General features: G+C 59.9%; 22 protein-coding genes and 1 pseudogene. 8 read left to right on the plus strand and 15 right to left on the minus strand.

Translation table 11 applies throughout. The features are described 5' to 3' along the window. Window positions 1-2 precede the first annotated feature (2 nt). Window positions 3-1,526, plus strand: a complete 1,524-nt coding sequence (lnt, locus tag HBO10_RS20925) for an apolipoprotein N-acyltransferase (protein WP_034126913.1) — start codon at window positions 3-5, stop codon at window positions 1,524-1,526. A 111-nt stretch (window positions 1,527-1,637) separates the two neighbouring features. Here lnt and HBO10_RS20930 read toward each other — a convergent pair whose 3' ends face one another. Both HBO10_RS20930 and HBO10_RS20935 read right to left on the minus strand, forming a co-directional pair. After that, window positions 1,638-2,399, minus strand: a complete 762-nt coding sequence (locus HBO10_RS20930; protein ID WP_034126912.1) for a YdcF family protein — start codon at window positions 2,397-2,399, stop codon at window positions 1,638-1,640. A 97-nt stretch (window positions 2,400-2,496) separates the two neighbouring features. Then, a complete protein-coding gene (locus HBO10_RS20935) occupies window positions 2,497-2,802 on the minus strand; it encodes a hypothetical protein (RefSeq protein WP_034126911.1) in 306 nt (101 codons plus the stop codon). Window positions 2,803-3,063: 261 nt separating this feature from the next. Here HBO10_RS20935 and leuS point away from each other — a divergent pair, with 261 nt between their 5' ends. The 5 genes from leuS to HBO10_RS20960 all read left to right on the plus strand — a co-directional run bounded on the left by leuS (window position 3,064) and on the right by HBO10_RS20960 (window position 9,227). Then, entirely contained in the window at window positions 3,064-5,670 is a 2,607-nt protein-coding gene (gene leuS, locus HBO10_RS20940; protein WP_034126910.1) for a leucine--tRNA ligase, read from the plus strand. Window positions 5,671-5,757: 87 nt separating this feature from the next. Beyond that, a complete protein-coding gene (lptE, locus tag HBO10_RS20945; RefSeq protein WP_014720078.1) occupies window positions 5,758-6,363 on the plus strand; it encodes an LPS assembly lipoprotein LptE in 606 nt (201 codons plus the stop codon). Window positions 6,364-6,402: 39 nt separating this feature from the next. After that, window positions 6,403-7,440, plus strand: a complete 1,038-nt coding sequence (gene holA, locus HBO10_RS20950; protein WP_003194456.1) for a DNA polymerase III subunit delta — start codon at window positions 6,403-6,405, stop codon at window positions 7,438-7,440. Window positions 7,441-7,674: 234 nt separating this feature from the next. Beyond that, entirely contained in the window at window positions 7,675-7,839 is a 165-nt protein-coding gene (arfA, locus tag HBO10_RS20955) for an alternative ribosome rescue factor ArfA (protein WP_003176285.1), read from the plus strand. Window positions 7,840-7,901: 62 nt separating this feature from the next. Next, window positions 7,902-9,227, plus strand: coding sequence for a lytic murein transglycosylase (locus tag HBO10_RS20960; RefSeq protein WP_169922103.1), 1,326 nt, complete (start codon window positions 7,902-7,904; stop codon window positions 9,225-9,227). A gap of 115 nt (window positions 9,228-9,342) precedes the next feature. Here the strand turns inward: HBO10_RS20960 and HBO10_RS20965 are convergent, their stop codons facing one another. The 13 genes from HBO10_RS20965 to HBO10_RS21025 form a co-directional block, all read right to left on the minus strand. Further along, window positions 9,343-10,263, minus strand: a complete 921-nt coding sequence (locus HBO10_RS20965; RefSeq protein WP_034126908.1) for an LD-carboxypeptidase — start codon at window positions 10,261-10,263, stop codon at window positions 9,343-9,345. Between the two features lie 152 nt (window positions 10,264-10,415). Next, the gene (lipA, locus tag HBO10_RS20970) at window positions 10,416-11,417 is read right to left on the minus strand and encodes a lipoyl synthase (RefSeq protein WP_161793230.1); all 1,002 of its coding nucleotides are present in this window, start codon (window positions 11,415-11,417) and stop codon (window positions 10,416-10,418) included. A 25-nt stretch (window positions 11,418-11,442) separates the two neighbouring features. Beyond that, window positions 11,443-12,090 carry a lipoyl(octanoyl) transferase LipB gene (gene lipB / locus HBO10_RS20975; RefSeq protein ID WP_034126907.1) on the minus strand — a complete coding sequence of 216 codons (648 nt, stop codon included), beginning with the start codon at window positions 12,088-12,090 and terminating at the stop codon, window positions 11,443-11,445. Further along, window positions 12,090-12,371, minus strand: coding sequence for a DUF493 domain-containing protein (locus HBO10_RS20980; RefSeq protein WP_005791752.1), 282 nt, complete (start codon window positions 12,369-12,371; stop codon window positions 12,090-12,092). Before HBO10_RS20980 ends, lipB begins: the two co-directional genes overlap by 1 nt. 85 nt (window positions 12,372-12,456) lie before the next feature. Further along, the gene (locus tag HBO10_RS20985; protein WP_003194468.1) at window positions 12,457-13,614 is read right to left on the minus strand and encodes a D-alanyl-D-alanine carboxypeptidase family protein; all 1,158 of its coding nucleotides are present in this window, start codon (window positions 13,612-13,614) and stop codon (window positions 12,457-12,459) included. Between the two features lie 183 nt (window positions 13,615-13,797). Beyond that, window positions 13,798-14,802 carry a septal ring lytic transglycosylase RlpA family protein gene (locus HBO10_RS20990; protein ID WP_032895156.1) on the minus strand — a complete coding sequence of 335 codons (1,005 nt, stop codon included), beginning with the start codon at window positions 14,800-14,802 and terminating at the stop codon, window positions 13,798-13,800. Beyond that, window positions 14,802-15,812, minus strand: a complete 1,011-nt coding sequence (gene mltB, locus HBO10_RS20995; protein ID WP_034126906.1) for a lytic murein transglycosylase B — start codon at window positions 15,810-15,812, stop codon at window positions 14,802-14,804. Before mltB ends, HBO10_RS20990 begins: the two co-directional genes overlap by 1 nt. A gap of 17 nt (window positions 15,813-15,829) precedes the next feature. Next, window positions 15,830-16,933: a rod shape-determining protein RodA gene (rodA, locus tag HBO10_RS21000; protein ID WP_044268991.1), complete on the minus strand. Its 1,104-nt coding sequence runs from the start codon at window positions 16,931-16,933 to the stop codon at window positions 15,830-15,832. Between the two features lie 31 nt (window positions 16,934-16,964). Beyond that, window positions 16,965-18,863: a penicillin-binding protein 2 gene (gene mrdA / locus HBO10_RS21005; RefSeq protein ID WP_034126905.1), complete on the minus strand. Its 1,899-nt coding sequence runs from the start codon at window positions 18,861-18,863 to the stop codon at window positions 16,965-16,967. A gap of 15 nt (window positions 18,864-18,878) precedes the next feature. Further along, window positions 18,879-19,346, minus strand: a complete 468-nt coding sequence (gene rlmH, locus HBO10_RS21010; RefSeq protein WP_003176297.1) for a 23S rRNA (pseudouridine(1915)-N(3))-methyltransferase RlmH — start codon at window positions 19,344-19,346, stop codon at window positions 18,879-18,881. Window positions 19,347-19,355: 9 nt separating this feature from the next. After that, entirely contained in the window at window positions 19,356-19,850 is a 495-nt protein-coding gene (gene rsfS, locus HBO10_RS21015; RefSeq protein ID WP_003176298.1) for a ribosome silencing factor, read from the minus strand. Between the two features lie 66 nt (window positions 19,851-19,916). Continuing rightward, entirely contained in the window at window positions 19,917-20,561 is a 645-nt protein-coding gene (gene nadD, locus HBO10_RS21020) for a nicotinate-nucleotide adenylyltransferase (RefSeq protein ID WP_003194480.1), read from the minus strand. Further along, window positions 20,561-21,826 (minus strand): glutamate-5-semialdehyde dehydrogenase, encoded by a 1,266-nt coding sequence (locus HBO10_RS21025; protein WP_034126904.1) that lies wholly within the window; start codon window positions 21,824-21,826, stop codon window positions 20,561-20,563. Before HBO10_RS21025 ends, nadD begins: the two co-directional genes overlap by 1 nt. A 175-nt stretch (window positions 21,827-22,001) precedes the next feature. Between HBO10_RS21025 and HBO10_RS21030 the strand changes: the two are divergent. Then, window positions 22,002-22,322 (plus strand): annotated as a pseudogene (locus HBO10_RS21030) (DNA-3-methyladenine glycosylase); the annotation flags it as partial. Window positions 22,323-22,362: 40 nt separating this feature from the next. Beyond that, window positions 22,363-24,012, plus strand: a complete 1,650-nt coding sequence (locus HBO10_RS21035) for a recombinase family protein (protein WP_152612748.1) — start codon at window positions 22,363-22,365, stop codon at window positions 24,010-24,012. Window positions 24,013-24,399 lie beyond the last annotated feature (387 nt).

Raw genomic sequence — 24,399 nt, forward strand, 5'->3', positions numbered from 1 at the left:
ACATGCGCCGTCTCACCTCACCCGGCTGGCCCGGTAACTTGCTGGCCGTGGTGGCCGGCGCCATCACAACCCTGGCGCTGGCGCCGTTCGATATCTGGCCGTTGGCGCTGGTAGCGGTCGGCCTGTTCTATATCGGCCTGCGGGAGCTGACACCCCGCCAGGCCCTGGGCCGTGGCTGGTGTTTCGGCTTCGGCCTGTTTGGTGCCGGCACCAGTTGGATCTACTACAGCATCCACCACTTCGGCGGCGCTTCGGTGCTGCTGGCGGGGTTCCTGATGCTGCTGTTCACCGCCGCCATCGCCTGGTTCTTTGCCCTGCCCGCCTGGCTATGGGCGCGCTGGTTGCGCCGTAACGAAGCACCACTGGCGGATGCATTGACGTTCGCCGCGTTGTGGGTCGGCCAGGAAGCCTTTCGTGGCTGGTTCCTTACCGGTTTCCCGTGGTTGTACTCCGGTTACAGTCAACTCGATGGGCCGTTGACCGGCCTCGCGCCATTGGGTGGGATGTGGCTGATTTCCTTCGCCCTCGCGCTCACTGCCGCATTGCTGTGCAACCTGCCGCGCCTGCTGGCCAGCAAGCGCAATGCCTTTATCGGCGCGGGCCTGTTATTGCTGGTTGCGCCCTGGGCGATTGGCCTGGCACTCAAGCATCACGCCTGGACATCGCCGTCTGGTGCGCCCCTGAGCGTGGCTGCGATTCAGGGCAACGTCGAGCAAAGCATGAAGTGGGACCCCGACCAGCTCAATGCACAGTTGGCGCTGTACCGCGACATGAGCCTGAGTTCCAAGCGCGTCGACCTGCTGGTCTGGCCGGAAACTGCCGTGCCGGTGCTCAAGGAGTCCGTGGAGGGCTACCTGGGCATGATGGGCAAGTTTGCCGCCGACCGGGACAGCGCGTTGATCACTGGGGTACCGATTCGCCAGGAAGTGCACCACCAGAAGCGCTACTTCAACGGCATCACCGTGGTCGGCGAAGGCGACGGCACCTACCTCAAGCAAAAACTGGTGCCGTTTGGCGAGTACGTGCCGCTGCAGGACATGCTGCGCGGGCTGATTGCCTTCTTCGACCTGCCCATGTCGGACTTCGCCCGCGGCCCTTCTGACCAGGCCATGCTGCAGGCCAAGGGTTATCAGATTGCGCCGTTCATTTGCTATGAAGTGGTGTACCCCGAATTTGCCGCCGGCCTGTCGGCCCAGAGCGACCTGCTGCTGACCATCAGCAACGACACCTGGTTCGGCCGCTCCATCGGCCCGCTGCAGCACCTGCAAATGGCGCAAATGCGTGCGTTGGAGGCTGGCCGCTGGATGATCCGCGCCACCAACAACGGCGTGACCGGGCTGATCAACCCGTTTGGGCAGATCACCGCGCAGATCCCGCAGTTCGAGCGTGGCATTCTCTATGGGGAAGTGGTGCCGATGCATAACCTCACGCCGTACCTGCAATGGCGTTCGTGGCCGTTGATCATTGTGTGTGTGCTGCTCTTTGGCTGGGCGCTGTTGGCGGCTCGGATGGCCAAAACGGTCTGACCTGTGGGAGCTGGCTTGCCTGCGATGGCGGTGTATCAGTGCCCTGAGTGCTCACTGACCCACCGCCATCGCAGGCAAGCCAGCTCCTACATTTGATCTCCTGTGTTGCACCTATCGGTAGAACAACCGATACCCCACCTGCCCCACCGCTTCATTGATCAACTGCCCGCTTTGCCACACCGCCTTGACCTCCGGCATCCAGCCACCCAGCGGTCGGCCATGGTCGACACCCAAAAAGCCCACCGGCCCCGGCACCACGGTGAAGCCGGCCTTTTCAAAACTCCACACCGAACGCGGCATGTGCCAGGCCTGGGTCACTACCACTACACGCTTGATGCCTTGCGGCAACAAAATCTCGGCGCTCATCTGGGCGTTTTCCCAGGTAGTGCGGCTGCGCTCTTCTTTCCAGCGCACGGTGACACCGAAGTCATCCTGCATCGACACGGCCATCAGCTCGGCCTCACTGGGCGGCGTGCCGTAGTGCAAGCCGCCGCTGGTCAGCACTGGCAAACCGGATGCCTTGGCCAGCCGCGCGGCAAAACGCTCACGTTCCAGGCCAATACCGGTGGGCTGGTCGCTGCCCCACGCAATGTCTCCACGCTCGCGCCCCGAGCCCAGCACCACAATCGCATCGGCACGCTGGGCCAGGGTGGCCCAGTCTTCCCGGGCCAAAGGCGGCTCTGTCTCCAGGGCACGGGCGCCCCATTGCACCATCACTGGCAGGCTTATCAACCACATTCCGCCCAGCCCCAGGGCAAAGCACAAGCCCGCCAGGCGCGGACGGCTGCGGCGAAACCACCAGGCACACGCCAACAACAGCAGAAAAATACCGGGCGGCAACAACAGTTGTTTAATGAAATAACGAAAAGGCATCGGGCATCTCCAAAGATGCCCGAAGCCTAGATGCATCGGGGTTTTGCAACAATCCTTACCGACAACATTTTGATAACGCTAACGGATAACGCGGGGCTCACTTGCACCGCACGGAGCGGAAGTTCTCTGGCCCGCGGCCGGTCGCCAGGTCTTTGAGCCAGATGACCTTGGCCGAATGAGCGGGCGGGGAAGCCTGCCCATGGGAGGCGCGGTCGTGATTCAACGCCAGATAGTTCTTGATCAATTCAAGCTCCGCCAGGCTCAAGCCTCGCAACTCCAGCTCCAGAGGCCGTTCATCACGCAATCGGCCTGCGGTTCTTGCGGCGTCCAATGCCCGACCCAAACGGTCGATCAATCCTTCATACAACTGCGGTTTCGTTAAAGTTCGCTGCGATTCAACCATCCCCTCACCTCATTGAAGAAATACTTGCTCCCCACTAAACAGCGTAGCCCCCGTTGCTGCGCCTGCCCGGTGCCGCGACAGACGGCCCTTGGCGCGTAATCAGGGTTTCCCTCGATAGAGTGGGGTCATGTATGCTACGGCGCTTCCTGTAACTCCACTTCCCGCAGGGTTTGGGCACGGACGCGCCGCTTCTTGGTGTCGAACAACCCAGACCACGCACCGAAGAGGATTAGGCCACCCCTATTCAGTTCAAAAGTAGCCATGCACGAACAATATCAGCCCCGTGAAATAGAAAATGCCGCCCAAACCTTCTGGGACGAGCAAAAGTCCTTTGAAGTCAGTGAACAGCCAGGCAAGGAGACTTACTACTGCCTATCGATGTTCCCTTACCCCAGCGGCAAGCTACACATGGGGCACGTGCGCAACTACACCATCGGCGACGTGATTTCGCGCTACCAGCGCATGCTCGGCAAGAACGTGCTGCAACCCATGGGTTGGGACGCCTTCGGCATGCCGGCAGAAAACGCCGCGATGAAAAACAACGTGGCGCCCGCCAAGTGGACCTACGAAAACATCGCCTACATGAAGACCCAGTTGCGCAGCCTGGGCCTGGCGGTGGACTGGTCCCGCGAGGTCACCACCTGCAAGCCGGATTACTACCGCTGGGAACAATGGCTGTTCACGCGCCTGTTCGAAAAAGGTGTGATCTACAAAAAAAGCGGCACCGTGAACTGGGACCCGATCGACCAGACCGTACTGGCCAACGAACAGGTCATCGACGGTCGCGGCTGGCGTTCCGGCGCGCTGATCGAAAAGCGCGAAATCCCGATGTACTACTTCAAGATCACCGCCTACGCGGATGAACTGTTATCGAGCCTTGACGATCTGCCGGGCTGGCCTGAACAGGTCAAGACCATGCAGCGCAACTGGATCGGCAAATCCAAGGGCATGGAAGTGCAGTTCCCGTACAACGTCGACTCCATCGGCGAAGCCGGCGCACTCAAGGTGTTCACCACCCGCCCCGACACCCTGATGGGCGCGACCTACGTCGCCGTGGCCGCCGAACACCCGCTGGCCACCCAGGCCGCACAGAACAACCCTGAGCTGCAGGCGTTCATCGCTGAATGCAAAGGCGGCAGCGTGGCCGAAGCCGATGTCGCCACCCAGGAGAAAAAAGGCCTGCCGACCGGCCTGTTCGTCGAGCACCCGTTGACCGGCGAGAAACTGCCGGTTTGGGTCGCCAACTACGTATTGATGCACTACGGCGATGGCGCCGTCATGGCCGTGCCGGCCCACGACGAGCGCGATTTCGAATTCGCCACCAAGTACAGCCTGCCGATCAAGTCGGTGGTGCGTACCAGCTCGGGCGACACCAACCCCGCTCCGTGGCAAGACGCCTACGGCGAGCACGGCACGCTGATCAACTCCGGCGAATTCGACGGCCTGGACTTCCAGGGCGCGTTCGACGCCATGGAAGTGGCCCTGATCAAGAAAAACCTCGGTGCCTCGCGCACCCAGTTCCGCCTGCGTGACTGGGGCATCAGCCGCCAGCGCTACTGGGGTTGCCCGATCCCGATCATCCACTGCCAAGCCTGCGGTGACGTGCCGGTACCGGAAGACCAACTGCCGGTCGTGCTGCCAGAAGACGTGGTGCCGGATGGTGCTGGCTCGCCGTTGGCGCGCATGCCCGAGTTCTACGAGTGCAGCTGCCCTAAATGCGGCGCGCCGGCCAAGCGTGAAACCGACACCATGGACACCTTCGTCGAGTCCTCGTGGTATTACGCTCGTTATGCCTCGCCGCACTATGAAGGCGGCCTGGTGGAGAAATCCGCAGCCGACCATTGGTTGCCAGTGGATCAGTACATCGGTGGCATCGAACACGCCATCCTCCACCTGCTGTACGCGCGCTTCTTCCACAAGCTGATGCGTGACGAAGGCCTGGTGAGCTCCGATGAGCCATTCAAGAACCTGCTGACCCAGGGCATGGTGATCGCCGACACTTACTATCGCCGCGAAGCCAATGGCGCCTACACCTGGTTCAACCCGGCGGATGTCGAGCTTGAGCGTGACAGCAAGGCCAAGGTCATCAGCGCGAAGCTGAAAGCCGACGGCCTGCCGGTGGAAATCGGTGGCACCGAGAAGATGGCCAAGTCCAAGAACAACGGCGTCGACCCACAGTCGATGATCGATCAGTTCGGCGCCGACACCTGCCGCCTGTTCATGATGTTCGCCTCGCCGCCTGACATGAGCGCCGAATGGTCCGACTCGGGCGTCGAAGGCTCGCACCGTTTCCTCAAGCGTGTCTGGCGCCTGGCCCACGCTCATGTCAGCCAGGGCCTGCCGGGCAAGCTGGATATCGGCGCGTTGAACGACGAGCAGAAAGCCGTTCGCCGCAGCATCCACCTGGCTATCCGCCAGGCCAGCCAGGACGTTGGGCAGAACCACAAATTCAACACCGCCATCGCCCAGGTGATGACGCTGATGAACGTGCTGGAAAAAGCCTCGCAGGCGACCGAACAAGACCGTGCGCTGATCCAGGAAGGCCTGGAAACAGTTACCCTGTTGCTCGCGCCGATCACGCCGCACATCAGCCATGAACTGTGGAGCCGTCTGGGCCACAGCGGTGCCGTCATCGATGCCGCCTGGCCGGTGCAGGATGACAGCGCCCTGGTACAGGACACGCTGCAACTGGTCATCCAGGTTAACGGTAAACTGCGTGGCCAGATCGACATGCCGGCCAGCGCCAGCCGTGAAGAGGTTGAAGCAGCTGCACGTATCAATGAGAACGTGCTGCGCTTTACCGAAGGCCTGACCATCCGCAAGGTGATCGTGGTACCCGGCAAACTGGTCAATATCGTCGCCAGCTAAATCGGATCGGGCGCGGGGCTTGGCCCCGCGCCGAACTAAACCTTTAGGGCCCGATAAGGCCCACCTGGTTTCAAGGGGAGCAACAAAATGATCAAACGCAATCTGCTGGTTATGGGCCTTGCCGTGCTGTTGAGCGCTTGCGGCTTCCAGCTGCGCGGCACCGGCACCAATGAGCTGTCGCTCAAGGAACTCGACGTCAGCGCCCGCAACGCCTACGGCGAAACCGTCACCCAGCTGCGCCAGACCCTGGAAAACAGCGGTGTGCACGTGTACAACGGCGCAACCTACAAACTGATCCTGACGGATGAGCGAGAAACCCAGCGCAATATCAGCTACGCCAGTGCTGGCCGTGCGTCCGACGTCGAGTTGAACACGGCGCTGATGTTCGAAATACAAGGCCGTGATCAGTTGCCGTTGATGGGTGACAAGATCCAGGTGCAGAAAGTGGTGAGCCACGATGGCAACAACCTGGTGGGTTCGGACTCCGAGACCATCCAGGTGCGCAAGGAAATGCGTCGTGAGCTGATCCAGCGCATGATGACTCGCCTGCAAATGCTCACGCCGGAAAAACTGGCTGAGCTGCAGCAAGTTGCCGACAACAAGGCCAAGGCTGACGCCGACGCCCTGAAAGCCGCGCAGGAATATGAAGACAACACACCGAAACAGTCGCCTGTTGAAGTCCCTGTCGAGTAAGCCAGACGGGGCGCCCCTGGCGCCCCGTTCGCCCCGCCTATGAAACTTGCCCCCGCCCAACTCGCCAAGCACCTGCAAGGTGGCCTTGCGCCTGTGTACATCGTCAGCGGCGACGACCCGCTGCTGTGCCAGGAAGCAGCTGACGCTATCCGCACCGCCGCACGCCAGCAAGGCTTCGATGAACGCCAGGTGTTCAGCGCCGACGCCAGTTTCGACTGGGGCACCCTGCTGCAAGCTGGCGCGAGCATGTCGCTGTTTGCCGAGAAACGCCTGCTGGAACTGCGCCTGCCCTCGGGCAAGCCGGGCGATAAAGGCGCGGCGGCCTTGATGGAATACTGCTCGCGTCCCGCCGAAGACACTGTGTTGCTGGTCAGTCTGCCCAAGCTCGACGGCAGCGCGCAGAAAACCAAGTGGGGCAAGGCTCTGGTTGAAGGTCCACAGACTCAGTTCATCCAGATCTGGCCGGTGGACAGCAACCAGTTGCCGCAGTGGATTCGTCAGCGCCTGTCTCAATCAGGTCTCGCTGCGACACAGGATGCCGTGGAGCTGATCGCCGCTCGGGTCGAGGGCAACCTGCTTGCCGCCGCCCAGGAGATCGAAAAGCTCAAGCTGATGGCCGAAGACGGGCAGATCACCGTCGAAACCGTGCAAGGCGCAGTGGCCGATAGCGCGCGCTTTGATGTGTTCGGCCTGGTGGACGCCATCCTCAACGGCGAGCCCGCCCACGCCCTGCGCATGCTTGAAGGCCTGCGCGGCGAAGGGGTGGAACCGCCGGTGATTCTCTGGGCCCTGGCCCGTGAGCTGCGCGTGTTGGCGAACATTGCGCTGCAATACAGCCAGGGCACACCGCTGGACAAATGCTTCAGCCAGGCCCGGCCACCGGTGTGGGACAAGCGCAAACCCCTGATGAGCAAAGCCCTGCAACGGCACTCGGCGCAACGCTGGGCGCAACTGTTGCTGGAAGCGCAGCGCATCGATGCACAGATCAAAGGCCAGGCGGCCGGCTCGCCGTGGATGAGCCTGAGCCGTCTGTCGCTGTTGATGGCCGGCCAGCGCCTGGCGTTGCCTGCCGAATAAACCCTTCTGTACAACAGCACAAAACCCTGTGGGAGCTGGCTTGCCTGCGATGGCGGTGTATCAGTGCCCTTTGTGCCAACTGACCCACCGCCATCGCAGGCAAGCCAGCTCCCACATTGACTCTGCCCACTGCTTATTTGCGACATTTCCCACCTATCGACGGGCTTTACAGCCGGCCCACTTCGGCAGATGATTTGCACCGCTGCATTCCACCCCCAAGCGAGAGAATCCATCATGAGCAAAAAGCCATCCAAGCATGGCCCCAACAAAGCCAAATCCATCATCGCCCAGCCACTGTTCCGCAGCCGTCAGGAACGCGCCGGCAAGGGCAAAGGCAGCTACCGCCGCGAAGCCTTCCAGTCTAATAGCTGGGAGGCTTCTTACTTTCTGGCTGCCTGAAGGCAAGCGCCCCTCTGGCATGATAAGGTCTGTACCTGATTTGTAACCCCCTGGACCTGTGCATGCCCTCTCGTCTTTCTCGTCATTGGCACCTACGCCAATTGATCGCTGCCTCCAGCCTCATTCTGCTCGTCGCCTGCGCCGAAAAACCTACCGCTGCGGACGCTCAACCCCTGCCCAAGCTCCAGACGGCCCCGGCTATCGCGCCTGCCGTGGTGGCCCCGTTGGCGGTGGACAATCTCGATATCCAGCCGACCCAGACCTTTGCCGAATGGCAAGCTGGCTTCCGTGCTCAAGCGCTGCAAGCCGGGATCACTGCGGCCGTGTTCGATAACGCTTTTGCCGGCGTTACCCCTGATATGGCGGTGATTCGCGCCGACCGCAGCCAACCGGAATTTTCTCGCCCGGTGTGGGAATACCTCGACGGTGCACTGTCGCCGGTGCGCGTGCGCAATGGCCAGGCACTGCTGGTCAAGTACGCCGATATTCTGCAAAGCATCGAGCAACGCTATGGCGTCGACCGCCAGGCGCTGGTCTCGGTGTGGGGCATGGAGAGCAACTTCGGCGCTTTCCAGGGCAATAACTCGGTGATCCGCTCCCTGGCCACCCTGGCCTATGAAGGACGTCGTCCGGCCTTTGCGCAAGCGCAGTTGCTGGCAGCGCTGCAAATCATCCAGCATGGCGATATTCAGGCCGACCAGATGAAAGGTTCCTGGGCCGGGGCGATGGGCCAGACCCAGTTCATCCCGACCACCTACAACACCCATGCCGTGGACTTCGACGGTGACGGTCGCCGCGATATCTGGAACAGCCCGTCCGACGCCCTCGCCTCCACGGCGCATTACCTGCAAAGCTCCGGCTGGCAGAAAGGCCAGCCATGGGGCGTTGAAGTGCAGCCGCTGCCGTCTGGCTTCGACTACAGCCTGGCCGATGGCGGCGTGCGCAAGACCGTGGCGCAATGGCTGCAACTGGGCATCCAACTGCCGCCTGGCGTGAGCCTGCCGGCCAATGTCGACCAGCTGTCCGCCGCCCTGCTGCTGCCGGCCGGCTACCGTGGCCCGGCGTTCCTGGTGCTGGATAACTTCCGCGCGATCCTCAAGTACAACAATTCGTCGTCTTATGCACTGGCGGTTGGCTTGCTGTCCGAGCGGTTTGGCGGTGGCGGTGTGATTCGGGGCAGTTGGCCAAAGGATGAGCTGCCGCTGAGCCGTTCGCAACGCATTGACCTGCAGACGGCGCTCAGCGCCAAGGGGTATGACGCGGGTAATGCCGACGGGATTATTGGCGCCAACACGCGCAAGGCGATTCGGGCTGCACAGCAGGCGTTGGGCTGGCCGGCGGATGGGTATCCGACGGTGAAGTTGCTGAAGTCGCTGCAGAACCGCTGAAGTGATCGCTCCCACGCTCTGCGTGGGAGCGCTGCCTTGGACGCTCCGCGTCGGCGACTGAAGAGGGTGACGCAGAGCGTCACTGGAGGAATTCCCACGCAGAGCGTGGGAACGATCAGGCCTTGAACACTACATCCTGCTCCAACACCACCCGCTGCTCCCCCGCATCCAGGCGCACCAAGGCGCCCATCGGCAATGTCAGGTTCGGGTCGCAATGCCCACTGCGCCAGCCTGCCAGCACTGGAATGCACAGCGGCTCAAAGGTCTGCTTCAGCAGACGCGCCAATGCCGCGCTATCCACACCGGCCACGTCCCCTACCAACACGCCAGCGACTTGAGCCAGCTTGCCAGCCAGGCGCAGGTGGGTCAGCAGGCGGTCGATGCGATAGAGCGGTTCGTTGACGTCTTCGATAAACAGGATGATGCCATCAGCGTCTATTTCGTAAGGCGTGCCCATGACCGCGGCGATCATCGACAAGTTACCGCCCAGCAAGCGCCCACAAGCCACACCCGGCTCGATTGTGGTCAGCGGGTAGGCCATCGGGTGCGGCAGCACACTGCCGGCGCCCCGTTGGCCACGCAGCAGGCTGAACAAGGAGGATTCGGTGGGCGGCTGTTTGCCACCGAGCAGGTCGGCATTGAGCATGGGCCCGTGGAACGTCACGAAGCCGGCATAGCGGTTGATGGCCAGGTGCAAGGCGGTGATATCGCTGTAGCCCACAAACGGCTTGGGGTTGGCGCGCAGCAGGTCGAAGTCCAGCGCATCGAGCAAACGGGGCGTGCCATAGCCGCCACGCAGACAGAGGATGGCATCGATGTCGGGGTTGGCGAAGGCGGCATGCAAATCGCGCAGGCGCACTTCATCGCTACCGGCCAGGTAGCCGTCGCGCTCGTGCACACCAGGGAAAATGTGCAGGTCGTAGCCGCGGGCACGCATCCATTGCCGGGCTTTTTCAACATCCAGCGCGGCGGGGCCGGCGGGGGCGATCAGGCCGAGGGTGCCTTCGGGGCGCAGTGCAGGTACGGCGGCGGTCATCCATGGTTCTCCCTATATGACGCAGAACGAAATGTGGGAGCTGGCTCGCCTGCGATGCAAGCGCCTCGGTGTATCAGTGACACCGAGGTGATGCTATCGCAGGCAAGCCAGCTCCCACACAAGCCCGCATTTCACATTGACTCTGGAGCGGCTTACGAAACCAGGCTCGCCTTGACCAGCTTGGCCTGCTCATCGGCGTGATACGAAGACCGCACCAACGGGCCCGAGGCCACGTTCTTGAAGCCCATCTTGTAGCCTTCCTCGGCGAACCAGGCGAAGGTGTCCGGGTGCACGAAGCGCTGCACCGGCAAGTGGCTGCGGGACGGTTGCAGGTACTGGCCCAGGGTCAGCATGTCGATGTCGTGTTCGCGCATGCGCTTCATGACTTCGATGACTTCTTCGTCGGTTTCACCCAGGCCCAGCATCAAGCCGGACTTGGTCGGGATGTGCGGCATCATCTGCTTGAATTTCTGCAGCAGGGTCAGCGACCACTGGTAGTCCGAACCCGGGCGCGCCGCCTTGTACAGGCGCGGCACGGTTTCCAGGTTGTGGTTGAACACATCCGGCGGCTCGGCAGCGGTGATGTCCAGGGCGACGTCCATCCGGCCACGGTAGTCCGGCACCAGGGTTTCGAGCATCACGTTCGGCGACAGCTTGCGGATCTCGCGGATGCAGTCGGCAAAGTGCTGGGCACCACCGTCACGCAGGTCGTCGCGGTCTACCGAGGTGATCACCACATACTTGAGCTTCAGGTCGGCGATGGCGATGGCCAGGCTTTCTGGCTCATTGACGTCCAACGGCTTCGGACGGCCGTGGCCGACGTCGCAGAACGGGCAGCGACGGGTGCAGATGTCACCCATGATCATGAAGGTGGCGGTGCCGCCAGAGAAGCACTCGCCCAGGTTCGGGCAGGAGGCTTCTTCGCATACGCTGTGCAACTTGTGTTTGCGCAGCAGCGACTTGATACGGTCGACTTCCGGCGAAACCGGGATGCGCACGCGAATCCAGTCAGGTTTCTTCGGCAGTTCGGTGGTCGGGATGATCTTGACCGGGATGCGTGCAACCTTCTCGGCGCCGCGCAGCTTGACGCCGGCTTCCACCTTGGCACGCGGGGCCGGGGCTGGACGCTCAGTGATGTCCAGCGTCGGGATCATGGTTTGCACAACATCAGTAGTCATATCAATCGATTCCGCCCGTCAGGGTCGTCTGCTCTGCATAGTCGAGGTGTTTGACGAGCTGCGCGCGCAGCCGGGCACTTACCTCGGCAAATTCTATGGATGTTGCATGGTCACTCAACTGGGTCATCGCAAGCCCGGCGTAACCGCACGGGTTGATCCGTCGGAACGGCGCCAGGTCCATGTCCACATTCAAGGCCAGGCCATGAAAGGAACAACCGTGGCGAATGCGCAGCCCCAGGGAGGCGATTTTCGCGCCATCCACGTATACACCCGGTGCATCGGGCTTGGCCACGGCGGTCACGCCGTAACTGGCCAACAGCTCGATCAGGCACGTCTCCATACGGCTGACCAGGTCGCGCACGCCAAACCCCAGCTTGCGCACGTCCAGCAGCAGGTAAGCCACCAGTTGACCGGGCCCATGGTAAGTCACTTGACCCCCTCGGTCGACCTGCACCACCGGAATATCACCCGGCAGCAGCAAGTGTTCGGCCTTGCCGGCCTGGCCCTGGGTGAATACCGGCGGGTGTTCTACCAGCCAGATTTCATCCGGGGCCGAAGTGCCGCGCTCATTGGTAAAGCGCTGCATGGCATGCCAGACCGGCTCGTATGCCATCCGGCCGAGCTCGCGAAAGCCCAGGACTTGCGACATCACAGCACCATATGCACGAAGCCGGTGGCTCGCAGTTCGCTGTTGATGTTGTAGAGCTGGTCTTGATCGGTCGCAACGATGTGCAACTGGATCGTGGTGTACTTGCCGGTGGAACTTTGGCGCTCGTCCACGCGGTTGTCGTTGATCGTCGCGTGCTTCCTGACGATCTCGAGAATCTTGTCCTTGCGGCCGACACCGGTATCGCTGATCACCTTGACGGGATAATCCGTCACAGGAAATTCGATCTTTGGCGCCTTTACTTCTACGTCTTTATCGGTCATGGCAGAACAGCCTCGTAAGCGCTAAGCCGTGGCGACGGGCAAAGCCCCGCGTTGGATCAACGCGGGGCTTTGCAGGTGCACACAATCAGTTGAACAAGCCGTAGAAGAATAGACGGATGCTATCCCATACGCGGCGGAAGATACCACCTTCCTCGACAGCGTCCAGCGCGATCAGGTCGGCGCTGTGCACCACCTTGTCGTCCAGCTTGACTTCGACCTTGCCGATCACATCACCCTTGGCGATTGGCGCAACCAATTGCGGGTTCAGGGTCATGCTGGCGGCGAGCTTTTTCAGCTGGCCTTTAGGCATGGTCAGGGTCAGGTCGTCGGCCAGGCCGGCCTTGACTTGCGACGTCGCGCCCTTCCACACCGGCGCGGTCGCCAGCTCAGCACCCTTCTGGTAGAAGGTCTGGGTTTCGAAGAAGCGGAAGCCGTAAGTCAGCAGTTTTTGCGTCTCGGCCGCACGGGCCTGCTCGCTGTTGGTGCCGAATACCACGGCGATCAGGCGCTGGCCATCACGTACGGCGGACGACACCATGCAGTAGCCGGCTTCGTCGGTGTGGCCGGTCTTCAGGCCATCGACGGTCTTGTCACGCCACAGCAACAGGTTGCGGTTGGGCTGCTTGATGTTGTTCCAGAAGAATTCCTTCTGGGAGTAGATCGCATAGTGCACCGGGTCAACGCGGATGATGGCGCGCGCCAGGATCGCCATGTCATGAGCCGACGAATAGTGCTCTGGGTTCGGCAGGCCGGTCGGGTTCATGAAGTGGCTGTTGGTCATGCCCAGCTCACCGGCGGTTTTGTTCATCATGTCGGCGAAGGCGTCTTCGCTGCCGGCGATGTGCTCGGCCAGGGCGACGCTGGCGTCGTTACCGGACTGGATGATGATGCCGTGCAGCAGGTCGCTCACGGTGACTTGCGAACCCACCTTGATGAACATCCGCGAACCACCGGTACGCCAGGCGTTTTCGCTGACGGTAACCGGGTCGTTTTCGCCGATCTGGCCGCGACGGATTTCCAGGGTCGCGATGTAGGCAGTCATCAGCTTGGTCAGGCTGGCAGGCGGCAGGCGTACATCACCGCCGTTTTCGACCAGCACGTTGCCACTGGCGGCGTCCATGAGGACCCACGACTTGGCGGCCAGTTGCGGGGAGGCCGGCACCATTTCAACCGCCCAGGCGGCTGGGGTGATGATCAGCGAGATAAGCAGGCACGTACGTTTGGCTAAGGTGGTGATGTTCATCCGTCTCTCGAAATTGCTTATGGAAACTTGCCCTCGCGGGCAAAACTATTCAGACAGCCCGCTTCCAGACTGTCACGTGTTCGGTTGCCCGCTCACCCCTTGCCCCTGGGTTTTTATTGTTCAACGAGCCAACAACCAGGGTTCAAGCGCGCATGCGCGTCTGAGCCATCAATCCGTTACTGCTTATTCTGCGGTGACCACGCTGGGTTGCCCCAGATTGGCCAGACGCACGCTGTTCTGCACTTGTGCCACTTCGCTCGGCGAGCCGATAGGGCCCATGCGTACACGGTGCAAGGTTTGCTGGTTACGCACGATGGAACTGATGAAGACCGGCGCGCTGACCATGCCGCTGAGCTTGGACCTTAACAGTTCTGCCGCATCCGGGTTGGCGAAAGCGCCGACCTGCAGGTATTGCCCACCGGCCATGGAGGCGCCCGCTGCCGCGTGAGGCACCACCACGGTATCAGGCGCATGCTGCGCAGGTGGCGGGGTCCATTGCTCGATCTTGCCGGTGGAGGCCGTCACTTGCGGTTGCGGGGTTGGCGGTTCGTTGAGCATCAACGGCGCAGGTTTGCCACGCTGGGCCCAATACTGCGCCGGATCGATGCCTTCGACCTTGACCCGTGCGGTGCCGGTTTCGGCATAACCGAGTTTCTTGGCGGCCGCGTAGGACAAGTCGATGATCCGGTCCGAATAGAACGGCCCACGATCATTGACCCGCAGGATCACGGTGCGATTGTTGTCCAGGTTGGTCACGCGCACATAGCTGGGCAGCGGCAGGGTCTTGTGGGCCGCGCTCATGCCATACAGGTCATACACTTCGCCGTTGGCGGTGTTCTGGCCATGGAACTTGGTGCCGTACCAGGACGCGGTGCCCGACTGCACGTAAGTCTTGGATTCCTGCAGCGGGAAGTAATTCTTGCCCAGCACGGTATAGGGGTTGGCCTTGTACGGGCCGGTGTGCAGGGTCGGCGTGGCGTCCGGGATTTTCGACACATCCACATCCCACCACGGCGCGCCGTCTTTGTGCGCGCGGTTGATGTCCAGGCCCGGCTGGGCACGTACCACCGCACCGCCCGCCTTCTTGGCCGGCGCACGGTTAGGGGTGGTGGAGCAACTGGCTACCAACAAGGACAACGCGGCGAACGCCACCAGCTTGAGCGGTTTTTTGAACGGCGATACCCGCATTACTTGTTGCCCCGTGCTTGAACCAGCTCATCTGACAGCTGATGCACGGCCATGGCGTACATCACACTGCGGTTATAACGCGTGATTGCGTAGAAATTCTTCAGGCCCATCCAGTATTCAGGGCCATTTGCGCCTTCCAGGCGGAATGCCGTCACCGGCATGTCGTCGCGTGGCGCATTCTGACTCGACCAGCCCAGCGCTCGCAACTCCCCGACGGTCTTGACCGGTTCGATACCTTGGGTCAGGCCCTCGTCGGCGCGCTCGCCCGTGACATCGGCGCGGATAACCACCGGCTCGCCGGCGACCCAACCGTGGCGCTTGAAGTAGCTGGCCACGCTGCCGATGGCATCGTCGGGGTTGCTCCAGATATTGATGTGCCCGTCACCGTCGAAATCCACCGCGTAGGCGCGAAAACTGCTCGGCATGAACTGCGGCAAGCCCATCGCCCCGGCGTAGGAGCCCTTGAGGCTCAGCGGGTCGACCTGCTCTTCGCGGGCCAGCAACAGGAATTCGCGCAGTTCCTTGCGGAAGAACTCGGCGCGGGGCGGGTAATCGAAGCCCAGTGTCGACAAGGCGTCGATCACTCGGTAGCTGCCGGTGTTGCGCCCGTAGAAGGTTTCGATGCCGATGATCGAGACGATCACCTGGGCTGGCACGCCGTACTCCTGCTCGGCGCGGGCCAGTACCGCCTCGTGCTGGCGCCAGAAATCCACGCCGCGGGCGACGCGTGCATCAGTGAGGAACATCGGGCGATAGTCCTTCCACTGCTTGACGCGTTCGGCGGGCCGGGAAATGGCGTCGAGGATCGCCTGCTTTTTCTGGGCTTCGCGGAACACGCCCATCAGTTGCTCACCGGCAAAACCGTAGTCGCGGGTCAGCTCACCGACAAATTCGGCAACCTGGGGAGAGCCATCGTAGTCACCGGCCTGCGCCTCTTGCGTTGCACCCAGCAGCCCGATCAGGCCCATCCAGGTCGCATGCCGAGTCGCCCAGCCGCGCATTACTTGCATTGACATCTTCACCTTATTCAAACCTGTGCGATCCACTTGCGATGCGTATGAATCGACATCAAAACCCCAAACGCTGACAGCAATGTCACCAGCGAAGTTCCGCCGTAGCTAATGAATGGCAACGGCACCCCAACCACCGGCAGCAGGCCACTGACCATACCGATGTTGACGAAAACATAAACAAAAAAAGTCATGGTCAGGCTGCCGGCGAGCAATTTGCCGAACAGCGTCTGCGCCTGGGCAGTGATCACCAGGCCGCGACCAATCAACAGCAGATAAATCAGCAACAACGCGCAAATGCCCACCAGACCGAATTCTTCGCCCATCACCGCGATAATGAAGTCGGTGTGGCTCTCGGGCAAGAAGTCCAGGTGAGACTGGGTGCCCAGCAACCATCCCTTGCCAAATACCCCGCCGGAACCGATGGCCGCCTTGGATTGGATGATGTTCCAGCCAGTACCCAGCGGGTCGCTCTCCGGGTCGAGGAACGTCAGGATCCGTTGCTTCTGGTAGTCGTGCATGAAGAAGAACCACATGGCCACGGCCACGGGCACGGCGGCTGCCAGCACGCTGAGGATCCAGCGCCAGCGCAGGCCGCCCATGAACAATACGAACGCGCCACCGGCGAGGATCAGCAACGAGGTGCCAAGGTCCGGCTGGCGCACGATCAACACAAAGGGCACACCGATCAGGATCAGGCTGATCGCCACGTGCTTGAGCTGCGGCGGCAAGGTGCGCTTGGAGAGGTACCAGGCAATGGTGGCGGGCATCAGGATCTTCATGAATTCCGACGGCTGGAAGCGAATCACACCGGGGATGTTGATCCAGCGTGTGGCGCCCATGGCGTTGTGGCCCATGACGTCCACCACCACCAGCAACAACACGCCGGCGACATAGCCCAAGGGCACCCAGCGCGCCATGAAACGCGGCTCCAACTGGGCGATCACCACCATCGACAGCAGGCCCAGGCCAAACGAGGACGCCTGCTTGATCAGCAGGTCCCAGTTCTTGCCGCTGGCCGAATACAGCACAAAAAGGCTGCCGGCCGCCAGGGTCAGCAGCAGGATCAGAAGGGGGCCATCAATGTGCATGCGTTGCAGCAACGTCGCACGGCGACGCATCACATCTTCGCTGGAGAGGATGCGGTCAAAATTACTCTTCACGGGCCGTAACCTCGGGGCTTGAAGGGGGGCCGCCATACTCGGGCTTGAGCCGGCCATCGTCGGCCAGCAGCCAGGCGTCCATCACCTGGCGTACCACTGGGGCCGCGACGCCGGAGCCGGACTCGCCGTTCTCGACCATCACTGCCACCACGATTTTCGGGTCTTCCGCCGGGGCAAAGCCGACAAACAAGGCGTGGTCGCGGTGGCGCTCCTGCACCTTGGAGCGGTCATACTTTTCGCCTTGTTTGATCGCGACCACTTGGGCGGTACCACTTTTGCCGGCAATGCGGTATTGAGCGCCAATTGCCGCTTTGCGCGCAGTGCCGCGAGCGCCGTGCATCACCTGCTGCATGCCGTGGTTGACCTTGGCCCAGTCGGACGGGTCACGCAGCACGATGTCCGGAATCGGGTTGTCGTCAACCGGCTTTTCGCCTTCGATGGTCCTGGCCAGATGCGGTCGGTTCCACACGCCTTTGTTCGCCACCAGCGCCGTGGCCTGGGCCAGTTGCAGCGGAGTGGCTTGCATATAGCCCTGGCCGATACCCAGGATCAGGGTTTCGCCGGGGAACCACGCCTGGCGTCGGGTCGCACGCTTCCACTCCCGCGACGGCATCAGGCCGGGGGATTCTTCGAACATGTCCAGGGAGACTTTCTGACCGAGGCCGAACTTGCCCATGTAGGCAGATAGCCGATCAATCCCCAGCTTGTGGGCCAGGTCGTAAAAATAGGTGTCGTTGGAGCGCATGATTGCGGTGTCCAAATCGACATAGCCGTCACCGGAGCGGTTCCAGTTACGGTACTTGTGGTCGTAGTTGGGCAGCATGTAGTAGCCAGGGTCGTACACCCGGCTTGAGGCCGTGACCACGCCAGCATCCAGGCCGGCAATCGCAACCGCCGGCTTGATGGTCGAGCCCGGTGGGTACAGGCCGCGCAACACACGGTTGAACAGTGGCCGGTCGATGGAATCACGCAGCTCGGCGTAGGCCTTGAAGCTGATGCCAGTCACAAACGGGTTGGGGTCGAAGCTGGGCTGGCTGACCATCGCCAGCACTTCGCCAGTCTTCGGGTCCAGCGCCACTACGGCACCCCGCCGACCGCCCAGGGCCATCTCGGCAGCTTCCTGCAACTTGATGTCCAGGCTCAGGACAATGTCTTTGCCAGGCACCGGATCGGTGCGCTTGAGCACGCGCAATACGCGACCACGCGCATTGGTCTCGACTTCCTCGTTACCTACCTGGCCATGCAACTCGGCCTCGTAGAAGCGCTCGATACCGGTTTTGCCGATGTGATGGGTGCCGCTGTAGTTGATCGGGTCGAGGGTTTTCAGCTCTTTCTCGTTGATCCGCCCCATGTAGCCAACGGAGTGGGCAAAGTGCGGCCCTTGCGGGTAATGCCGCACCAACTGCGCCACCACTTCCACACCCGGCAGGCGGAACTGGTTCACCGCAATACGGGCGATCTGCTCTTCGGTCAGCTCGAACAGGATCGGCACCGGCTCGAACGGCCGGCGCCCCTGCCGCATGCGCTTCTCGAAGACGGCCCGGTCTTCCGGCGTCAGTTGCAGCACCTCGACGATGACATCGAGGACCTGCTTCCAGTCGCCGGAGCGTTCACGGGTCATGCTCAGGCTGAAGCTGGGCCGGTTATCGGCAACCACTACGCCATTGCGGTCGAAAATCAGCCCACGGGTCGGGGGAATCGGCTGCACATGCACCCGGTTGTTTTCCGACAGCGTGGAGTGATAGTCGTACTGGATCACCTGGAGGAAATACAGCCGCGCAATCAGCACGCACATCAGCACCACCACCAAGACAGCACCGAACACCACCCGCGCGCGTACCAGACGTGCGTCTTTCTCGTGGTCCTTGATGCGGATCGGCTGGGTCATCGGGGGCGGCGCAGACTATTTGTGGTAAGGGTGCCCGGACAGAACTGTCCAGGCGCGATACAGCTGTTCACCGATCAGAATCCTTACCAACGGGTGCGGCAACGTCAGCGCCGACAGCGACCACCGCTGATCGGCCCGCGCACAGACTTCCGGCGCCAGCCCTTCCGGGCCGCCGACCATGAAATTGACCGTGCGCGAATCCAGGCGCCAGCGATCCAGTTCCACCGCCAGTTGCTCGGTGCTCCAGGGCTTGCCGTGCACTTCAAGGGTGACGATGCGCTCATTGGGGCCGACCTTGGCCAGCATGGCTTCGCCTTCCTGACGGATAAAGCGCGCCACGTCGGCGTTCTTGCCCCGGGTATTGAGCGGTATTTCCACCAGCTCAAGCGACAGCTCAGCGGGCAGACGCTTGGCATATTCGTGCCAGCCTTCTTCCACCCACTTGGGCATGCGTGAACCGACAGCGATCAGACGCAGGCGCACAGCCGTTCCTTATTCCTGGTCTTTGTTGAGCTTGTCGAAGTGCGCGTGGCCCACTTCCGGGCTGTGGTGCTTGCCATCGGCGGCACGGCTTTGCTCGGCGCCTTTCCACAGACGCTCCAGGTCGTAGAACTGGCGAGCGTTGGAAGTCATCATGTGAACGATCACATCGTCCATGTCCAGCAACACCCAGTCGCTGTCGCCCTTGCCTTCTTCACCCAGTGGCTTGACGCCCTGGGCTTTGACGGCTTCGCGAACCTTGTCCAGCATCGCGCCGATCTGGCGGTTGGAGGTACCGGTGGCGATGATCATGAAGTCGGTGATGCTCTGCTTGTCGCGCACGTCCAGCACCTGGATGTCCTGGGCTTTAACGTCTTCCAGGGCAGCCACGGCGACTTTCACCAGCTCTTCGCCAGCCAATTCCGGGCCGACATGGGCTTCAACCGGCAGCGGCGCGCTTTTGAAGGTGCCTTTGCGCTTAACTTTGCTTACGTCTTTGTTCGTCATATAAAACTCGTTTTGCTCGTATGTTCGGGCGCTTGCTGCACGGTTCGTGCGTTCAAGCGCGCCTTTTCAGTTCGACGCACGGTACAGCCCGTGCGCATCGATGTAGGCCAGGACCGCGTCAGGCACCAGGAAACGTACCGACTTCCCGCTGGCCAGCAGTTGACGGATCTGGGTGGCGGACACCGCAAGCGGGGTCTGCCAGACGAATGCAATATTCCCGTTCGGCCCGGTCAGGGCCAAGGGGTCACTTACCGACCGCGCGGCCAGCAGGTTGCGCAAGGCATCCGGCGGTTCGCTGTCGGCATCCGGGCGTTGCAAAACCAGGATGTGGCAATGCTGGAGGAGTTCCTCCCAGCGGTGCCAAGAGGGCAGGCCGCAAAATGCGTCCCAGCCCAAAAGCAGAAACAGTGGGTCATCCGCGGCCAATTCGGCGCGCATCAGCTCCAGGGTGTCGATAGTGTAGGACGGTTTATCGCGCTTGAGTTCGCGATCGTCCACCACCAGCGGCGATATACCTTCCACGGCAACACGCACCATTTCCAGGCGTTGCTCGGCGGCCACCTGCGGCGTGTCGCGATGGGGCGGCCGGAAATTGGGCAGCAGGCGCAGCTCATCCAGCGCAAGGGCATCCGCAACTTCGAGGGCACTGCGCAAATGGCCGATGTGCACGGGGTCGAAAGTACCGCCGAGCAGCCCGATGCGTTTAGTCATCAAGTGCGCACATGACCGTCGCCAAACACCACGTACTTCTCACTGGTCAGCCCTTCGAGGCCCACCGGGCCGCGTGCGTGGAGCTTGTCGGTGGAAATACCGATCTCAGCCCCCAGGCCGTACTCGAAGCCGTCGGCAAAACGCGTCGAGGCGTTGACCATCACCGAAGCGGAATCCACTTCGTTGAGAAAACGCCGGGCATCGCTGAAATGCTCGGAAACGATGGCGTCGGTGTGCTTGGAGCCATAGGTATTGATGTGTTCGATGGCCTGGTCCAGGTCGTCGACGATGCGGATCGACAGGATCGGGGCCGTGTACTCGGTGTACCAGTCCTGCTCGGTCGCCTCGATGACGTCCGCGCCCAGCAGCGCACGGGTGCGCTCGCAACCGCGCAGCTCTACCGACTTGTCACGGTAGATGGCGGCCAGCGGCGGCAGCACACGCTCGGCAATGCCAGCGTGCACCAGCAGGGTTTCCATAGTGTTGCACGGCGCGTAGCGGTGGGTCTTGGCGTTGTCGGCAATGCGAATCGCCTTGTCGAGGTCGGCGGCGATGTCGATGAACACATGGCAGACGCCGTCCAGGTGCTTGATAACTGGCACCTTGGCATCACGGCTGACACGCTCGATCAGGCTCTTGCCCCCCCGCGGCACAATCACGTCGACGAATTCCGGCATGGTGATCAGCGCGCCCACGGCAGCACGGTCGGTGGTTTCCACCACTTGCACCACTTCAGCCGGTAACTCGGCCACGGCCAGGCCCTGCTGGATGCAGGCGGCGATGGCGCGGTTGGAATTGATCGCTTCGGAACCGCCACGCAGGATGGTGGCGTTGCCAGACTTGAGGCACAGGCTCGCGGCGTCGATGGTCACGTTCGGACGCGACTCATAGATGATGCCGATCACGCCCAGGGGCACGCGCATCTTGCCCACCTGGATGCCGGACGGCAGGTAGCGCATGTCGCGAATTTCACCGATGGGGTCAGGCAGCTTGGCCACCTGACGCAGGCCTTCGATCATGTCGTCGATACGTGCCGGGGTCAGCGCCAGGCGGTCCAGCAGGGCTGGCTCCAGGCCGTTAGCGCGCCCATTGGCCAGGTCCAGCTCGTTGGCGGCGGTCAACTCGGAGCGCGAAGCATCCAGAGCATCCGCAGCCGCCAGCAGCGCACGGTTCTTCTGCGCGGTGCTCGCACGGGCGATCAACCGCGAGGCCTGCCGGGCAGCGCGACCCAGGCGGGTCATGTAGTCAAGAACGGACTCAGTCATGGTCAGGGAGTCTTGGCAAAGAGGAAAGCGGCAGATTATAGCTGTGACGCCGCCCGACTGACAGCGGTGAGGGGCGGATGGTCGAAATGAACTGTAAAAACCCCAGGTTCAGCCGTAATTAAGGTGAGAGTTGTTATGATTCGGTCACATTTAGCCGTATCAACCCTTGACCGCCATGCCCGACTTTGCCCCGCTGCTCCCCGCCAGCCCGCTGCCCGATAGCTTCTTCGACCGCGATGCCCAACTGCTTGCGCGTGAATTACTCGGAAAAGTCATTCGTCATCGTGTGGGCGATCTCTGGCTTTCGGCGCGAATTATTGAAACCGAAGCCTATTACGTGGCCGAAAAAGGCAGCCACGCCTCACTCGGCTACACAGAAAAGCGTAAGGCTTTGTTTCTGGGTGGTGGCCATATCTACATGTACTACGCCCGTGGCGGTGATTCGTTGAACTTCAGCGCCCACGGCCCGGGCAATGCCGTGCTGATCAAGTCAGGCGTATAATACCCGTAAGATTTGACCTTATAGGGAGCGACTTGTGGCACGGTTAATTTCATACCTTCGGATGTCTACAAGTGAGCAATTACGGGGCTTTTCGCTTGAACGTCAGCGAAAGCTGATAGCCGATTTTGCCGCAAAAAATGACTTGTCACTAGAAAATAGTCACGCTCTTGAAGACATCGGCCATTCTGCCTTTTCCGATGATACGCAACAAAAAGAACTTACTAAATTCTTTGAAGACCTTGAAAAAGGTAAGTTTCAGCCGGGTGATGTGTTTGCACTAGAAAACATTGACCGGCTAACAAGACGTGGCCCTATTGATGCTTTAATGAAGGTTAACGCGATAATTTCAAAAGGTTTGAAACTCGCAATCATCAGTGATAAAGAACAAAAAATCCTTGAAGAAATTGATGTTTATACAATCATCACTTTATCAATTGATGCTACCCGTGCAAATGTCGAAAGCAAAAACAAAAGCGATAAAGGTCTATTAAATTGGGCAAGTAAAAGAGAGCTTGCCGCCGTTCATAAAATCGCAATGACTGCACAAGCCCCAGCGTGGCTTGATACCCAAACCTTCGACGTATTTGATGAAGAAAAACGAAAAGACATTAAACGTCGTCGATACGTTCTCAATCCTGAAAAAGCCGAAACGGTCAAACTCATCTTTGAGCTTTTCCAGAATGGTAACGGCTCGTTAAAAATCAAGAACATCTTGAATGAAAGAAGAATCCCAACATTCAAAAACATTGAGTATTGGGAGCCTTCCATAATTTCTAAAATTTTGAGAAATCCGGCAACCTTTGGACTTTATCAGCCTAAGAAGCAAAACACTGGCAAACGTGACTTGATTGCAGCTTGTGAACCTATTGAGGACTATTTCCCAGCAATCATTAGCCGTGAAACGTTTGAACAATGTCAACGTATTGCTGCAACAAATACCACGCGAAAAGGACGTAAAGGGAAGGTATTCACAAACCTTTTCACCGGACTTTTGAAATGTGCTGACTGTGGTGGCCCTGTTCATCTACTCAATCCCGGTATTGATAAGCGTGCAAAGGTTCCAAAGTCGGTCAATTATATTGTGTGTAAGAAGGGAAAATTTACACGCGAATGTATTTTGAAACGTTTACGATATGACGACTTTGAAATTACCTTATTAAAAGCTATTCAAGAAATCAATCTTGCCGACATTTTAGATGAAAATAATCCGCTTGATGCTTTAACCAAAAAACTACGGACGATTGAAACCAAGATTGATAAGAATAAAAAGTTGCTTGAAAATTTCCAGAAGTCTTTTATTGAACATGATGGTGCCTTGCCTTCATTCATGATTGATGGAGCTAAACAAGCAGAACTAGAAATTAAAAATCTTTTATTAGAGAAGTCACAAACAGAAGTAGAGGTTTCGCAGCTTAATATTTACAACTCAAACATTGATAATGCTGTTGAGGAATTAAAAGCAAATGGCACATATGAAACACGCTCAAAAATAAACTTGTTGCTTCATGAGATTATCAAAAGCATAGTTATTGATTTTGAACTTAATGATTACGCCATCATGTTCAAAAATGGTGCTAAACGTTTTATAAACGATGGCATTATCCAGAATGTATTTAGAACAACAGACCACAAGCAAAGACAAAGTGAACTTGAAGAAATATTTAATTGGAACAGAGGCCAATAGAAAGTTCAATCAGTTCACAAGGCTGCCTTTCAAGGTGGCCTTTTTTGTTCTCGCTTGAAAATAAAATAATACATGGTAACTTGTAATTAAATAACTCAAATACTGGAAGTATGAGTATTTATCAACCAGTTGATGGTAATTTCACACTTTCACTTCGTGAAAGCCGCTACGCTTGCGAAATGACCACTGGTGCCTAGTCGGCAGGACAGAAACAAAAGCAACGGCAACACCTACTGTTCAACAAGAAAATTCTCACCATTTGCAATGGCTCTAATTTCTCTTGTAGAACACTTTGCGAAGACTCCGCACCCCTTTTAGGGTCGCAGCCTTACGCAGTCACCAGCGGCCTTGTGGGCCTTCTGAGTGACAAAGACAACTCAGTTCACC

Source organism: Pseudomonas sp. WS 5503, from assembly GCF_012985385.1.
Classification (GTDB): Bacteria; Pseudomonadota; Gammaproteobacteria; order Pseudomonadales; family Pseudomonadaceae; genus Aquipseudomonas; species Aquipseudomonas paracarnis.

What these genes read in the sequence shown, in the direction of transcription:
- leuS (WP_034126910.1), top strand. Translation starts at nt 3,064, where the DNA reads ATGCACGAACAATATCAGCCCCGTGAAATAGAAAATGCCGCCCAAACC.
- lptE (WP_014720078.1), top strand. Translation starts at nt 5,758, where the DNA reads ATGATCAAACGCAATCTGCTGGTTATGGGCCTTGCCGTGCTGTTGAGC.
- mrdA (WP_034126905.1), bottom strand. Translation starts at nt 18,863, where the DNA reads ATGACCCAGCCGATCCGCATCAAGGACCACGAGAAAGACGCACGTCTG.
- HBO10_RS20930 (WP_034126912.1), bottom strand. Translation starts at nt 2,399, where the DNA reads ATGCCTTTTCGTTATTTCATTAAACAACTGTTGTTGCCGCCCGGTATT.
- lipA (WP_161793230.1), bottom strand. Translation starts at nt 11,417, where the DNA reads ATGATCCCGACGCTGGACATCACTGAGCGTCCAGCCCCGGCCCCGCGT.
- HBO10_RS20985 (WP_003194468.1), bottom strand. Translation starts at nt 13,614, where the DNA reads ATGAACATCACCACCTTAGCCAAACGTACGTGCCTGCTTATCTCGCTG.
- lnt (WP_034126913.1), top strand. Translation starts at nt 3, where the DNA reads ATGCGCCGTCTCACCTCACCCGGCTGGCCCGGTAACTTGCTGGCCGTG.
- mltB (WP_034126906.1), bottom strand. Translation starts at nt 15,812, where the DNA reads ATGCAAGTAATGCGCGGCTGGGCGACTCGGCATGCGACCTGGATGGGC.
- HBO10_RS21025 (WP_034126904.1), bottom strand. Translation starts at nt 21,826, where the DNA reads ATGACTGAGTCCGTTCTTGACTACATGACCCGCCTGGGTCGCGCTGCC.
- rsfS (WP_003176298.1), bottom strand. Translation starts at nt 19,850, where the DNA reads ATGACGAACAAAGACGTAAGCAAAGTTAAGCGCAAAGGCACCTTCAAA.
- rodA (WP_044268991.1), bottom strand. Translation starts at nt 16,933, where the DNA reads ATGCGTCGCCGTGCGACGTTGCTGCAACGCATGCACATTGATGGCCCC.
- HBO10_RS20965 (WP_034126908.1), bottom strand. Translation starts at nt 10,263, where the DNA reads ATGACCGCCGCCGTACCTGCACTGCGCCCCGAAGGCACCCTCGGCCTG.
- lipB (WP_034126907.1), bottom strand. Translation starts at nt 12,090, where the DNA reads ATGTCGCAAGTCCTGGGCTTTCGCGAGCTCGGCCGGATGGCATACGAG.
- HBO10_RS20935 (WP_034126911.1), bottom strand. Translation starts at nt 2,802, where the DNA reads ATGGTTGAATCGCAGCGAACTTTAACGAAACCGCAGTTGTATGAAGGA.
- HBO10_RS20960 (WP_169922103.1), top strand. Translation starts at nt 7,902, where the DNA reads ATGCCCTCTCGTCTTTCTCGTCATTGGCACCTACGCCAATTGATCGCT.
- arfA (WP_003176285.1), top strand. Translation starts at nt 7,675, where the DNA reads ATGAGCAAAAAGCCATCCAAGCATGGCCCCAACAAAGCCAAATCCATC.
- HBO10_RS20990 (WP_032895156.1), bottom strand. Translation starts at nt 14,802, where the DNA reads ATGCGGGTATCGCCGTTCAAAAAACCGCTCAAGCTGGTGGCGTTCGCC.
- nadD (WP_003194480.1), bottom strand. Translation starts at nt 20,561, where the DNA reads ATGACTAAACGCATCGGGCTGCTCGGCGGTACTTTCGACCCCGTGCAC.
- HBO10_RS20980 (WP_005791752.1), bottom strand. Translation starts at nt 12,371, where the DNA reads ATGACCGATAAAGACGTAGAAGTAAAGGCGCCAAAGATCGAATTTCCT.
- holA (WP_003194456.1), top strand. Translation starts at nt 6,403, where the DNA reads ATGAAACTTGCCCCCGCCCAACTCGCCAAGCACCTGCAAGGTGGCCTT.